Consider the following 12,419-nt stretch of genomic DNA (forward strand, 5'->3'; position numbering starts at 1 on the left):
TATAGCTGTCGCCAAGTGTATTAGGACATAAACCCCAAGAATTGAGTGGCGGCGCTTCGCGCCGCCACTCAATTCTTGGGGTTTGATTTGTCCTCATTCAAGTGACTGTAGCTATACAAGATGTGTGCAAAGGCAGAAACGCAATTCTAAGCACAGTTATCCAGCCGATATTTATTTAAGATGGGGGAACGCATTAAAAACGTTCGTGTATACTGTATGCAAAATGTGGGTTTATTGCAATGTACGGCTTAAAGGCAATAGTAATTGGTGCGGGTATTGGCGGACTCACGGCAGGAATTGCCCTGCGGCAGGCGGGTTATGAAGTGGAAATCTACGATCGCGTCCGTGATCTCCGTCCCATTGGGGCGGGAATTTCTCTTTGGTCAAATGGAGTCAAGGTCTTAAATAGATTGGGACTAGGAGAAAAAATAGCGGAGATCGGTGGTCAGATGAACCGCATGGAATATCGCCATCTATCGGGAAATTTGCTGAACGAGATCTCCCTTGCCCCCCTCATTGCATCGGTTGGACAGCGCCCCTATCCAGTTGCGCGGCGCGATTTACAAAATATGTTACTGGAGTCCTTTGAATCCCTAGGGAACAAAGTCACTCTTGGGGCAAAATGTATCGAGGTCATGGAAAGCGATCGCGATGTGACGGCAAAGTTTGAGGATGGCAGTACGGCTACAGGCGATGTCCTAGTAGCTGCTGATGGCGTGCATTCTATTCTCAGAGAATATATTCTCGAGGAAAGGGTTAGTCCCCAGTATGGCGGCTATGTGAATTGGAATGGATTGGTTCCCATCAGCGAAGATCTTGCACCTGCGGATATGTGGGCGATTTATGTGGGAGAACATAAGAGGGCTTCCATGATGCCCGTAGCAGGCGATCGCTTCTATTTCTTTTTTGATGTGCCCTTACCTAAGGGTACGACGAGCGATCGCGCAAACTATCAAACTGAGTTGAAAACATACTTTCAAGGATGGGCGGAACCCGTACAGTTACTGATCGATCGCCTCGATCCCGCCACCGTGGCTCGTGTGGAAATTCATGATGTAGGTCCCATATCCAAAATGGTGCAAGGGCGAGTGGCTCTCCTTGGGGATGCCGCCCATGCCACCTGTCCCGATCTCGGTCAGGGTGGATGTCAAGCGATGGAAGATGGGTTAGTATTGACAAATTATCTCGTATCCACGAATGTGAGCGTAGTTGATGCCTTAAACCGATACGAAGCTGAACGCAAAACGCGCACTACCGAAATCGTGAACAAAGCCCGCAATCGAGCGGAAACGATCCATGGTAAAGATCCCGCAGCTACGCAAAAGTGGTACGACCAACTTGCCCAAGAAAATCCCCTAGATGTCACTACAGCGATCGCCAAAATTATTAGCGGGGGGCCTTTACATTGAGTTTGCCCTTAACCCATACACTCGACATGCTCAACCAAATGAGCCAAGAAGAATTTACCGAAGCCCTCGGCAGTATTTTTGAACATACCCCAGCAATCGCCACTACCGCATGGCAGGCTCGTCCCTTTACAGATATCGAGAATCTGCATCAAACTATGGCAGCGATCGTGATGAAAATGACCGATAAAGAGCAGTTACAGCTAATATGCGCCCATCCCGATCTTGGAAGTAAGGTGAAAATGGCAGATGCTTCCGTACAAGAACAGTCCACTATTGGATTAGATCGTCTATCAGCGGAAGAATACGATCGCTTTCAACAACTCAATCAATCCTACAAAGAAAAATTTGATTTCCCCTATATTATTGCCGTCCGCAACCATACTAAAGACACGATTTTAATGAATTTTATGGAAAGGCTCCAAAATAATTTAGACACCGAGAAAAAACAAGCGATCGCCGAAATTATCGAGATTGCCAGATGGCGGTTGATTTTAGCGATTAGCGATTAGCCTTTAGTCTTTAGCGATTTCCCATCACCAATTCCCAGTCACCAATTCCCAATCACCCATGAACTATCCCAGAGATATGATCGGCTACGGGAGGTTTGTTCCCGATCCAAAATGGAAAGATAATGCCCTTATTGCCGTCCAGTTTGTCATTAATTACGAAGAGGGAGGAGAAACCTGCATCCTTCATGGCGATAGTAGTTCGGAGACTTTTCTCTCTGAAATTGTCGGTGCGGTTCCGCTGCAAGGACTACGGCATATGAATATGGAATCCTGCTATGAATATGGAAGTCGAGCGGGTTTTTGGCGCTTATATCGCATGTTTTGCGATCGCAATATTCCCGTCACGATCTATGGCATCGCAATGGCTCTTACCCGCAATCCTGAAGCCGTAGCCGCAATGCTTGAAGCCGATTGGGAAATCGCCAGCCATGGCTATCGATGGATTGATTACAAATATTTTTCAGCAGAGCAAGAACGCGAACATCTACAAAAGGCGATCGCTATCCATACGCAAGTTACGGGTGAGCGTCCTCGTGGTTGGTATACGGGGCGAACTAGTCCGCATACAAGAAGGTTAGTCGTGGAAGAAGGTGGATTCCTCTATGATTCTGATAGCTATGCCGATGACCTTCCCTATTGGAATTATGAATATGGCAAGCCACATCTGGTCATTCCCTATACCCTTGATAATAATGATATGCGCTTCGCTACGCCCCAAGGATTTAATTCGGGAGACCAGTTTTTTACTTATTTGCGCGATGCCTTTGATGTTCTTTATGCGGAAGGAGAAACATCACCTAAAATGATGAGCATCGGCTTGCATTGCCGATTAGTCGGACGACCTAGCCGAGCGGCGGCTTTGGCGAAATTTCTCGACTACGTACAGAAACATGAACGAGTCTGGCTCTGCCGCCGTATCGATATTGCCAATCATTGGTATAAGTACCACAAACCAGAGTAAGAAAGACGAATATTTCCCTCCCTTAATACAAATTCACTGAAGTGAGTCAATACTTCAGTGAATTTAAAAACAAACCCAGTAAGGTTTTGAAATTACCAAAATGGCGTTGCCATTTTGGTAATTGTTATCAAACCAAGAAATATTGGGGCTTTGCCCCGATATTTCTTGGTTTTAGGGAAGGATTTTAGTAATAATTGAAGGAGGTTAGTTAAAGTCTGTGCGAGAAATAATTAAAACTGCAAAGATCCATAATTTATTGGATATCTAGATTGGAAATCTAGATTTCATAAACCAACAATATTTCTCTTGTATTATCTTTTACACTATAGCAATCCTAAATAGTTTATAGACGCTCAACCTTTCGGGGTGCGCTTCCATAAACCCAAAATCTGCAAATGATTTAGGATAGCTATATGTTAATAACAATGAAGGAATTAACTGGGCTACCAAATTTAACTTATAAACTAGAACTGTTATTAAAAAAACTTAATTTACTAAAAAAAATTCTTTCTTAAAAAGCTAATCCCAATTAAGTATTAAAACTCAAAGCCTTTAGATAGGTGTCAGGATTATACTCAGAATTTAAATCTAGTTTCTAATTTTACATTTTTATATAGTAAAGCTGAACTAAAAAAATAATTTTAAAAGCTGTTTTTTACTAATTACTTAGGCGAATTTTTATCATTCTCAAACAAATTTTGGAATTACATGAAGATACCAGAAATTCCGCAAAATGAAAGCGAAGGTTTAGTGGCACTAGATCGGTACAAAATCCTCGACACCTTAACCGCGCAGGTCTATGATGACCTGACCCAATTTACAATTATCGATACAGGGATTGGTTTTGAATTAGAAAAATTTTCCCAGCTATTTCAGCCATTTAGTCAAATAGATAGTACGCTTAGTCGTGGGTATGAAGGGCTGGGGTTGGGACTAGCAATTGTCAAACAAATCGTAGCGCTGCATGAAGGCAAGTTAGGGGCAAACAGCATTTTGGGAAAGGGCAGTTGTTTTACCTTCGATCTTCCCTTTGAGAATAATTTTGGATCTTCCCATGCAACCAAATAGACTATGGATATGAACATACCGACAGATATTCTGACCAGCCCTCAAGTTCATCCACTAATCCTGTTGGCTGAAGATAATGAGTCAAATATTTTGACAACGGTTTGCTACCTTGAGGCAAAAGAATATCGGGTTTGCGTTGCTAAGAATGGTCGGGAAGCGATCGCCTTTGCTAAGAAATTTTGTCCCGATATGATTTTGATGGATATCCAAATGCCTGAAATGGATGTACTGAAGGCAATTGAGCTAATTCGTCTCGATCCAAGCTTGCAGAATATTCCCATTATTGCGATGACTGCTCTAGCTATGGCAAGCGATCGCCAAAAATGTCTGGAAGCAGGAGCAAATGATTATGTTGCGAAGCCTGTCAAATTTCGTCAGCTAGTGGCAACAATTCAAAAAATGTTATTAAATATAGAACCCTAAAACCTGCGGCGCACGCACAGCGTGCGCCGCAGGTTGAGGTACTAAGCCGTAACTAAAGTTCTTTTATAGGCTGCCCAACCGCCAAGGTGAGAAATATCAATCCAATTGAATTTTTCAATTAATTCTTGAGGATAGAAGAAGGCGGTAAGAACCTCGCCATCCTCAAGATAAACGTCCGTAGGATACATATGGGGTGGTTCGTTCTGGGCAAGATATTCAAATTCATCGTCACGCATCTCATAAACTTCCCCAGAAATAGAAATTCCTCCTGTTTCAACTTCGTAAATTGCAGGATGCCATGCATCTCCTGCGGCATGAAGGCGATAACGTGACTGAGTATTTGCCGCACGTATAAATTTCGCGTTCTGTAAATTGCCATGATCTGGTTGTCCGCGCAGTGCCGAACCACAGATAAATACATGTCTTGTCCCGTTGGATACTGTCATAAAGATAGGCTAAAAATTATGGGTTTAAGAGGATAAATGACCTTGGGTAATGCTTATCCTGAGTTTTAGTTTATTGTATACAGTATGCAAATGTGAAGTAGGATTTTCCATAGTATTGCTTTAGTATGGCTATCGCCAGTCTTATCAGGACAAAATTAAAACCCAAAATCATGTTGTCGCGCTCCGCGCGACAACATGATTTTGGGTTTTATGTCTTGATACAGTTGGCAGTAGCTATAATGTGTGGCGAAATCGCAACTACAACCCTACTGCTTTTCTAGTCACAAAATATTTGTTAATTATTTATAATTTATTTATTATTCGTTAATAATTCTTTGTTAATTTATTAATATTAGGTATTGGTTAAATCATGTCTGGGAAAGTCTCAACTCACGTTCTCGATACAGTTCATGGCTGCCCTGCTAAAAATATGCGGATTGAACTGTGGGCGATCGCTAGCGACGAACAAAAAACGCTATTAAAAACCCTATACACCAATCAAGATGGTAGAACCGACGAGCTATTACTAAATGCATCAGAGATGCAGGTCGGGATCTACGAGGTTTGGTTTAATGTGAGTGACTATTTTGCAAGTTTCCAGACAAATCAAACCCAGCCAGCCTTTTTAAGTCGCGTGCCGATCCGTTTTGGCATTGCCCACATTAGCGATCGCTATCATGTACCTTTACTAGTATCACCTTGGGCGTACAGCACCTATCGTGGGAGTTGATAAGCTAAGGATTAGAGTTGCGGCGCTTCGCGCCGCAACTCTAATCCTTCACTAGGGAGTAAGCATGGCGGCTAGTTTGCGGCGCATCAACAAACCTGGGCGATCGGTCATCATATGCTGCTCAAATTTCGCATCGAGAGGCACATCATAATCCGTCGTTTCGAGGATCGCTTTGTCCTCTAGGGTCACTTGCCGATCAAAGGCGATCGCATCGGCAGCTTTAGTTTGTTCTTCAGTATCGTTACGCAGGCAAAATTGGACAATCTGAGAGGACTTGTCATCGATAGGAGTAGCGGTATTGACGATGATATGAACTAGTCCATTGGGATAATTAATCCGCAACTTGCAGGTAAAAGGCATAAACCAATCCATCTCCAATTGCCGATGGGTGATGTCGCTATCCATTTTTAAATTCTTTTGTTGCGATTTAGGATTAACCACACCCAAAACCGCTGTAGCTCTGAGTCCATAGTCGGTTTCGGTAATCTCTAACTCTTCGGGAATGGGATGATCGGCACTGCCAAAGGTCGTAGTATGCACAAAAGTTGGATGGGCTAAATCCATTTCATTTTCCATAACCCTCAGCCCTGCACAGTTCCATACTTCATAGAACTCTGGTATTAAGCGGAATTGGGGATCGCTAGCTTCGGGAATTTCGGCAATTTGGTTTATGGGATCTCCCATACATACCCATACATAGCCATACCGTTCTTCGCAGGCAAAGGTATGAATGCGGTAATTTTTAGGGATAGGGGTATCAGTTGGTAGTTGCGGTACAAGCAAGCAACTACCAGAGCGATCGTATTGCCATCCGTGATAGGCGCAGGCGATCGCCCCCTGCTTAACGCTACCGAGCGAGAGATGAGCGGAGCGATGGCAACAGCGATCGAGTGCCGCCGCAGGCTTTCCCTCTGCGTCAATCCACAGAACAATTTTTTGTCCGAGCAGTTGAAAGCTTTTAGGCTGTTCCTCCGCCAACAAAGACATAGGTATTACAGGATACCAAAACCGTTTGAATAGAGAGTGACTGGTAACTAGCATTTGTATACTGTATACATAACTACCTCTATTTAAGGTGAGTAGTTGCAGATATTCTGTGTTTGATAATACATAAAATTGCTAGGGAAAACTTAATGTTCGCTGGAGTCAGACATAAATAATCGCATTGCCATAAAAGCAAACAAAGCCGCACCGATCGCTTTAAGCAATCTCGTAGGAGCAAGAATAGAAATACTATCGCCGAGCCACACTCCTAGAGAACTTGCCACCAGCAAAGCGGCTGCGGAGCCGATAAATACATACTTAGGGGCTGCCGAACTGCCGCTCAAGCTCAGGGTAGCGAGTTGGCTTTTGTCGCCCAATTCCGATAAAAAAATTGTGCCAAAACTCAAAAATAATAACTGCCAATCCATATTCAATTCCTATAAAAAATACTGTTAGAAAATACTGTCATCCGCGGTGATTCAGGTTTTTAGGAGATCGCCTTGCTCAGGCGATCGCTTCCCAGAGTAGGCTAATCGACAAAATCAGAAAACTTAAGCCAGCTAAGGTGTTTAACAGGCTAGGCGAGAAGGTTTTAGCTAACCATTTACCAGCGAGGACTCCTAATAGGCTCGTGGAAACTAAAGCGATCGCCGCACCCGCAAACACAATCCAAGGCTGATGGGACTGAGCCGAGATCACCAAAATGCCGAGCTGCGTCTTATCCCCTATTTCTGCCAAGAAGACGGTAATGAAAGTAGTCGTAACAATTTGCCAATGCTCGGTTTGGGTTGATGCTTGTGCCGATCCATCGACAGACGATGTATTTGTTACTTGATCTTGAGATGACTCTTGAGTTTGTGATTCAGGCTTTACAGACATCATTTACGGAAAGTGGTTAAATCTTTCATAATCCTTTCATAGTCTGGGCAGGATTGCAATAAAAAAAGGAGATGTCTCTAGAGACATCTCCTTTTTTTATTGCAATTTTTATTGCAATCTAAACTACCAGCTCGATTTAACTACGCCTGGCAATAGACCTTGGTGAGCCATCTCACGCAAAACGTTGCGGCATAGACCGAAATCTTTGTAATAGCCACGGGGACGACCAGTCGCCCAGCAACGATTGCGATGACGGGTAGGGTTGGCGTTACGAGGAATTTGTTGAATTTCACGGTGTACGGCAACTTTTTGTTGTTGTGTCAGTTCGGGGCTGGCAAACTTTTCTTTAAGTGCTTCGAGCTTAGCTGCATACTTTTCAACTAACTTAGCGCGCTTTTTTTCGCGCTCGATCATGCTTTTCTTAGCCATTGCGGTTCTATCAGGTGATGTAGAGGTATAAGTCTAAAAATTTAATACAATTCGCGACAGTTACCGATCATAACCTAAATAGCCGATTTGTAGATCATAAATTTTTATGCCGATTGCTCAAGCTTCCCCAAAAAGGCACTCGTAACTTTACAACAGGACTGTTTTACGATGAAATTTTGACTTAATGAAAAAGGTGTTTTGAGTGAGTGAATCAATCAAAGCGATCCGCGCTACTGTGGTGATCGGGGCGTTAACTGTTGATGCTTTTATGTTGCCTGATGGTAGTTATCGGATGTCTCAGATCCAAGCGTCTGAATCGGTCGGATTATCAGGTAGAAACGTATTCGATTTTTTTTGCGATCAAATGCCCTTAAAACATTACTAGGAGAAGGTTATACGGATTCGGTTTTTGAACCTGAACAGATTGAGATCGAATCTGAAGGCAATAAACGAGGTCAAAGCCGTTTTAACTCATTGCCTTTAGAAATTGTTGGGGCTTATTAGCTATGGCAATCTTACCGAGGCAATAAAAAAGCCTTATCTCTTTGCATGGCTCTTATCATAGAGAGCCTAGAACGTAGGTTTGATGATGCTTTTGGGGTTGTTATCACTGAGCAAGAGCGTAATAGGCGACTGTCTCAAAGAAATAGCCAATTAGAGCGAGATTTAGTAGTTTTGGGTGAGGGATTTGCTTTGGACGACGAGATCCGTCGTGAGCGTGATTATTTTGAGACATTACTTAAACAAAATGGGATTGAGCCCTATGAGTTGCCACCTAAAAGCGATAAAATCTAGTGCAAAATTAGGATATTTATATGAAGCGTAGATATTTTGCGATCGCGTTAGTGGCGGCGATCTTAGCTAGTTGTGGCGCAAAAATAAACTGATCGGAAAGTGGCAAGACCAGAAAAACCCAAACGTATCTTTAGAATTTCTCTCTGACGGTAAAGTTATCTATACGAAAATCGGAAAACTAGAATCTTGGGAAAGCTCTAGTGATGTAAAAAAATGGGAAATAATTGAAGGCAATCGCCTTTTAATCGAAGGAGGGCAACCGTTAAAAATAACTTTTGAGGGCAACACCTTGACCTTATCCAGTGAAAAAATACAGCTTAAATATAACAGGATTAATTAAAACCCAAGAAGCGAAGGTTGATGCTTCGCTTCTTGGGTTTTACGTGCAAATATATTTGGCGGAAGCTAAGGAAAAAATAAATACTCATTCCCAAAAACTAGCATTTAGCATCGTATCGATATCACGCTCAAATTGCCATGTATCGGGGAATTGGCAGTCAGGGTATTCCATTCTAATCCGCTTTAAAGAGGTCTCAAAGCAATCATCAAACATTTTCACGAAGTGACGCTTAAGGCTTGGTGATTGTCTTAGAAGAGTTTTTAGCTCATCTCGTTGCTCGAAGATTGTTAACAGCCAGCCCCGATAACAATCTGGCATACCTACGTAGCACCGTTTCAGGATATGTTCGATTAACCTTTTGAGGCGAGTCTCGACCTCACGTTTGTTACTGCCAGACAAGCCTTCTAACTCCTCTATTAAATTTTCTATATCAAGATTGTAGAAATCACCCACTTTTAATTGTGCGATCGTAGTCTCTAGCCATAGATCGAGATCGCTTTCGTATAGATTTAAAGGCGGCGCAATTGCTTGTGTCATTGATTTTGATTCTTAGATATATCGAGATTTTAGCGTAATAGATTCAAGGTGGGCTTAGATCGAGATGCGATCGCTAATAGGATTATGCCAAGAGGATTGGACATTACGATATGTGGCAATATAGGAATTAACGACAGAATTAACAATGATTGCTCAAAAACTCTTACTTAAAATCTAGCTCGTGCCAATTGATATCAATCGTTTACAACAGGCCTTGAGTGTAGAGGCAGAAAGGGGCTTCTCAAATTTACAGGGAAAGCAATTTTTGTTTGCGGATTTTTTGCATGTAAACTTGCGGGAGGATTTGCCTGAAAACTGGGAAATGAGCGATCGCTTGCAGGCACAAACCTTAGCCAATCAATACGCTCAGTATAACGACTTAACCCTATCGCGTCGCCAACATCTTATTGCTGAGACAAGACGCTTATTATACGAAGTTCGTCGCCGCGAGATTGCGGAAACTAGTGCCTTAGCGGGTATAACTAAACCCCAAAAGAAACCAAAAATCGAAGCAATTACCGCCACAGAGCCAAAATCTACTAAAAAAATAACCCCCGACACCGAAATAAAGGATCTTGAGGGCATCGGTTCGTCTTTAGCAATAAGATTTCAATTGCTCGACCTGCATAATGTTCGCGATGTCCTTAGTTACTATCCCCGCGATCATATTGACTATGCTCGACAAATACCGATTAGCGATCTGAAGAATGGCGATACGGTAACAGTTATTGGTACGGTTAAAAAATTTGGCTGTTTTACCAGTCCCAAAAATCCTAACCTCACAATTGTGGAAATTATTCTGCGCGATCGCACGGGGCAGATTAAACTCAGTCGCTTTTGGACGGGTAAACGGTATAGCAATCGTGGTTGGCAAGAAATTCAAAAGAGGCTTTATCCCCAAGGTTGTACGATCGCTGCATCTGGTGTAGTAAAACAGAGTAAATATGGTTTGACTTTAGAGAACTATGAAGTCGAGGTTCTCGAACATACTCAAGATACAATCCAATCAAAGACCGTAGGTCGGGTCGTTCCCGTATATCCCCTCACCGAAGGCGTTACCCCTGAAGCGATCCGCAGTCTAGTCGTACAATGTTTGCCCGCAGTTTCGCAAATTATCGATCCGATGCCCGATCGCCTTTTGCGCGATTACCAAATGATCCGTCTGCCCGATGCGATCGCCCAAGTACATTACCCCGATAGTAGTGCCACCCTCGAACAAGCCGTCATTCGCCTCACCTTTGACAAATATTTCTATCGTCGCCTTGTGTCGCTCTATCGCCGCCAGCAGCAAAAGGCAATTCATTTTGTTCCTAAAAGTCAAGCGATCGACCAGCTCGAAAAGCTTCTGCCCTTTGAGCTAACCAATGCGCAAAAACGGGTTGTAGCCGAAATCCGTGCCGATTTACAGGGACAAACCCCCATGAACCGATTGGTGCAAGGGGATGTGGGTTCGGGCAAGACGATCGTAGCGGTATATGCACTACTAACGGCGATCGAGGCAGGTTACCAAACCGCACTCATGGCTCCTACGGAAGTATTGACAGAGCAGCATTATCGCAAGATCGTGGAATGGTTTATGCAGCTCAATTTACCCGTGGAAATCTTGACTGGCTCCACCAAAACAGCGAAACGTCGAGAAATTTTACGCCAGTTAGAAACAGGAGAACTGCCCCTCGTCATTGGCACCCATGCTTTAATCCAAGATGGGGTAAATTTTGCGCGGTTGGGATTAGCCGTCATTGACGAGCAACACCGCTTTGGCAGAGATCAGCGATCGCGTCTGCTGCAAAAAGGTGAAGATCCCCACGTACTAATTATGACCGCAACGCCAATTCCTCGGACGCTCTATCTCACTAACTCGGAAATCGAAGTGAGCATCATTGACGAACTTCCTCCAGGACGCAAACCAATTCAAACCGTCATTCTCAAACCTTCCCAGCGTAAAGATGCCTATGATTTAATTCGTCGCGAAATCGCTCAGGGTCGCCAGATCTACATTGTCTTGCCTCTAGTGGAGGAGTCAGAAAAGATGGAAGAGATTAAAGCCGCAATTCAAGAAAGGGAGCATCTGCAAAATGTAGTTTTCCCCAACTTCCAAATTGGATTATTGCATGGTCAAATGTCCTCCGCCGAAAAAGATGAAGCTATTAATATCTTTCGTCGTGGGGAAACCCAGATTCTCGTTGCCACTACGGTGATTGAAGTTGGCGTAGATATTCCTAATGCCTCGGTCATGCTAATCGAACATGCCGATCGCTTTGGTCTAGCCCAGCTTCACCAATTGCGCGGTCGGGTTGGGCGCGGCAGTTCCCAATCCTACTGTCTACTATTGAGCAGTGCCAAAACGCAAACAGCACAGGAGCGATTGCAAGTTCTCGAACAGTCACAGGATGGTTTTTTTATTGCTGAGCGAGACTTCCAAATGCGGGGCAAAGGAAAAGATGAAGGAACGGAGCAATCAGGACATTCTAGTTTCTCCATTGAAGATCGCTTGCCCGATGAAGCCGCCCGTCAGGAGATCTTTCAAATTGCCCGCGAAGCCGCCGAAAGAATTATTAAAAAAGATGCAACCTTAGAAAATTTCCCCCTCCTCAAAGCAGAATTTGAGATGCATTATCAACGCTTACAGGGTGGCGCGATTTTTACATAAACATTTAATACCAATTCCCAAAATGGCAACGCCATTTTGGGAATTGGTATTAAACCCATAATCAAAATCTGTAGCGCACGCGCAGCGTGCGCTACAGATTTTGGTTTTTTATATTTAATTGCGCCTAGCTACTTAGCTAAGTATAAATAAACTTACAGCAATTATCGATCAAACGAACCACAAGAAAATTTTTGAAAGCGTTGCGAAGCAACGCTTTCAAAAATTTTCTTGGTTTGGGTTTGAGCGTAAAGCGCTGTAA

At 43.4% G+C, this 12,419-nt stretch carries 16 protein-coding genes; 10 read left to right on the forward strand and 6 right to left on the reverse strand.

Annotated elements, in window-relative coordinates; translation table 11 throughout:
- Positions 1 to 239 precede the first annotated feature (239 nt).
- The 5 genes from hpxO (at position 240) to AC805_RS26140 (ending at position 4,370) form a co-directional block, all read left to right on the forward strand.
- Positions 240 to 1,409 (forward strand): FAD-dependent urate hydroxylase HpxO, encoded by a 1,170-nt coding sequence (gene hpxO, locus AC805_RS07410; protein ID WP_055074825.1) that lies wholly within the window; start codon positions 240 to 242, stop codon positions 1,407 to 1,409.
- Positions 1,410 to 1,447: 38 nt separating this feature from the next.
- Entirely contained in the window at positions 1,448 to 1,918 is a 471-nt protein-coding gene (uraD, locus tag AC805_RS07415; RefSeq protein ID WP_055074837.1) for a 2-oxo-4-hydroxy-4-carboxy-5-ureidoimidazoline decarboxylase, read from the forward strand.
- 58 nt (positions 1,919 to 1,976) lie between these two features.
- Positions 1,977 to 2,879, forward strand: coding sequence for an allantoinase PuuE (gene puuE, locus AC805_RS07420; protein WP_055074826.1), 903 nt, complete (start codon positions 1,977 to 1,979; stop codon positions 2,877 to 2,879).
- A gap of 708 nt (positions 2,880 to 3,587) precedes the next feature.
- The gene (locus AC805_RS26135; protein ID WP_055074827.1) at positions 3,588 to 3,947 is read left to right on the forward strand and encodes an ATP-binding protein; all 360 of its coding nucleotides are present in this window, start codon (positions 3,588 to 3,590) and stop codon (positions 3,945 to 3,947) included.
- A gap of 9 nt (positions 3,948 to 3,956) precedes the next feature.
- The gene (locus tag AC805_RS26140) at positions 3,957 to 4,370 is read left to right on the forward strand and encodes a response regulator (RefSeq protein ID WP_197278667.1); all 414 of its coding nucleotides are present in this window, start codon (positions 3,957 to 3,959) and stop codon (positions 4,368 to 4,370) included.
- 41 nt (positions 4,371 to 4,411) lie between these two features.
- On the opposite strand, the gene AC805_RS07435 is transcribed toward AC805_RS26140, so the two are convergent.
- Entirely contained in the window at positions 4,412 to 4,816 is a 405-nt protein-coding gene (locus AC805_RS07435; RefSeq protein ID WP_055074829.1) for a gamma-glutamylcyclotransferase, read from the reverse strand.
- A 370-nt stretch (positions 4,817 to 5,186) separates the two neighbouring features.
- Here AC805_RS07435 and uraH point away from each other — a divergent pair, with 370 nt between their 5' ends.
- Positions 5,187 to 5,546 (forward strand): hydroxyisourate hydrolase, encoded by a 360-nt coding sequence (gene uraH, locus AC805_RS07440; RefSeq protein ID WP_055074830.1) that lies wholly within the window; start codon positions 5,187 to 5,189, stop codon positions 5,544 to 5,546.
- A 51-nt stretch (positions 5,547 to 5,597) separates the two neighbouring features.
- Here the strand turns inward: uraH and AC805_RS07445 are convergent, their stop codons facing one another.
- The 4 genes from AC805_RS07445 to rpsN all read right to left on the reverse strand — a co-directional run bounded on the left by AC805_RS07445 (position 5,598) and on the right by rpsN (position 7,838).
- A complete protein-coding gene (locus AC805_RS07445) occupies positions 5,598 to 6,587 on the reverse strand; it encodes an aromatic ring-hydroxylating dioxygenase subunit alpha (RefSeq protein ID WP_055074831.1) in 990 nt (329 codons plus the stop codon).
- 89 nt (positions 6,588 to 6,676) lie between these two features.
- A complete protein-coding gene (locus tag AC805_RS07450; RefSeq protein WP_055074832.1) occupies positions 6,677 to 6,958 on the reverse strand; it encodes a TMEM165/GDT1 family protein in 282 nt (93 codons plus the stop codon).
- A 76-nt stretch (positions 6,959 to 7,034) separates the two neighbouring features.
- Positions 7,035 to 7,412 carry a TMEM165/GDT1 family protein gene (locus AC805_RS07455; RefSeq protein WP_055074833.1) on the reverse strand — a complete coding sequence of 126 codons (378 nt, stop codon included), beginning with the start codon at positions 7,410 to 7,412 and terminating at the stop codon, positions 7,035 to 7,037.
- 120 nt (positions 7,413 to 7,532) lie between these two features.
- The gene (gene rpsN, locus AC805_RS07460) at positions 7,533 to 7,838 is read right to left on the reverse strand and encodes a 30S ribosomal protein S14 (RefSeq protein ID WP_009629334.1); all 306 of its coding nucleotides are present in this window, start codon (positions 7,836 to 7,838) and stop codon (positions 7,533 to 7,535) included.
- Positions 7,839 to 8,040: 202 nt separating this feature from the next.
- Here rpsN and AC805_RS26145 point away from each other — a divergent pair, with 202 nt between their 5' ends.
- The 3 genes from AC805_RS26145 to AC805_RS07470 all read left to right on the forward strand — a co-directional run bounded on the left by AC805_RS26145 (position 8,041) and on the right by AC805_RS07470 (position 8,973).
- Complete coding sequence (locus AC805_RS26145) at positions 8,041 to 8,223, forward strand: hypothetical protein (protein ID WP_197278668.1); 183 nt, start codon at positions 8,041 to 8,043, stop codon at positions 8,221 to 8,223.
- Between the two features lie 164 nt (positions 8,224 to 8,387).
- Entirely contained in the window at positions 8,388 to 8,633 is a 246-nt protein-coding gene (locus AC805_RS26150) for a hypothetical protein (RefSeq protein ID WP_197278669.1), read from the forward strand.
- Positions 8,634 to 8,703: 70 nt separating this feature from the next.
- Positions 8,704 to 8,973, forward strand: a complete 270-nt coding sequence (locus AC805_RS07470; RefSeq protein WP_055074834.1) for a hypothetical protein — start codon at positions 8,704 to 8,706, stop codon at positions 8,971 to 8,973.
- 84 nt (positions 8,974 to 9,057) lie between these two features.
- Here AC805_RS07470 and AC805_RS07475 read toward each other — a convergent pair whose 3' ends face one another.
- On the reverse strand, positions 9,058 to 9,510 hold the full coding sequence (locus AC805_RS07475; RefSeq protein ID WP_055074835.1) for a DUF29 domain-containing protein: 453 nt from the start codon (positions 9,508 to 9,510) through the stop codon (positions 9,058 to 9,060).
- A gap of 181 nt (positions 9,511 to 9,691) precedes the next feature.
- Here AC805_RS07475 and recG point away from each other — a divergent pair, with 181 nt between their 5' ends.
- A complete protein-coding gene (recG, locus tag AC805_RS07480; RefSeq protein WP_055074836.1) occupies positions 9,692 to 12,160 on the forward strand; it encodes an ATP-dependent DNA helicase RecG in 2,469 nt (822 codons plus the stop codon).
- Positions 12,161 to 12,419 lie beyond the last annotated feature (259 nt).

The organism is Pseudanabaena sp. 'Roaring Creek' (genome assembly GCF_001402795.1).
Classification (GTDB): Bacteria; Cyanobacteriota; Cyanobacteriia; order Pseudanabaenales; family Pseudanabaenaceae; genus Pseudanabaena.

Coding starts and splice junctions, on each gene's coding strand:
- hpxO (WP_055074825.1), top strand. CDS start 240: ATGTACGGCTTAAAGGCAATAGTAATTGGTGCGGGTATTGGCGGACTC.
- uraD (WP_055074837.1), top strand. CDS start 1,448: ATGAGCCAAGAAGAATTTACCGAAGCCCTCGGCAGTATTTTTGAACAT.
- puuE (WP_055074826.1), top strand. CDS start 1,977: ATGAACTATCCCAGAGATATGATCGGCTACGGGAGGTTTGTTCCCGAT.
- AC805_RS26135 (WP_055074827.1), top strand. CDS start 3,588: ATGAAGATACCAGAAATTCCGCAAAATGAAAGCGAAGGTTTAGTGGCA.
- AC805_RS26140 (WP_197278667.1), top strand. CDS start 3,957: ATGAACATACCGACAGATATTCTGACCAGCCCTCAAGTTCATCCACTA.
- AC805_RS07435 (WP_055074829.1), bottom strand. CDS start 4,816: ATGACAGTATCCAACGGGACAAGACATGTATTTATCTGTGGTTCGGCA.
- uraH (WP_055074830.1), top strand. CDS start 5,187: ATGTCTGGGAAAGTCTCAACTCACGTTCTCGATACAGTTCATGGCTGC.
- AC805_RS07445 (WP_055074831.1), bottom strand. CDS start 6,587: ATGCTAGTTACCAGTCACTCTCTATTCAAACGGTTTTGGTATCCTGTA.
- AC805_RS07450 (WP_055074832.1), bottom strand. CDS start 6,958: ATGGATTGGCAGTTATTATTTTTGAGTTTTGGCACAATTTTTTTATCG.
- AC805_RS07455 (WP_055074833.1), bottom strand. CDS start 7,412: ATGATGTCTGTAAAGCCTGAATCACAAACTCAAGAGTCATCTCAAGAT.
- rpsN (WP_009629334.1), bottom strand. CDS start 7,838: ATGGCTAAGAAAAGCATGATCGAGCGCGAAAAAAAGCGCGCTAAGTTA.
- AC805_RS26150 (WP_197278669.1), top strand. CDS start 8,388: ATGGCTCTTATCATAGAGAGCCTAGAACGTAGGTTTGATGATGCTTTT.
- AC805_RS07475 (WP_055074835.1), bottom strand. CDS start 9,510: ATGACACAAGCAATTGCGCCGCCTTTAAATCTATACGAAAGCGATCTC.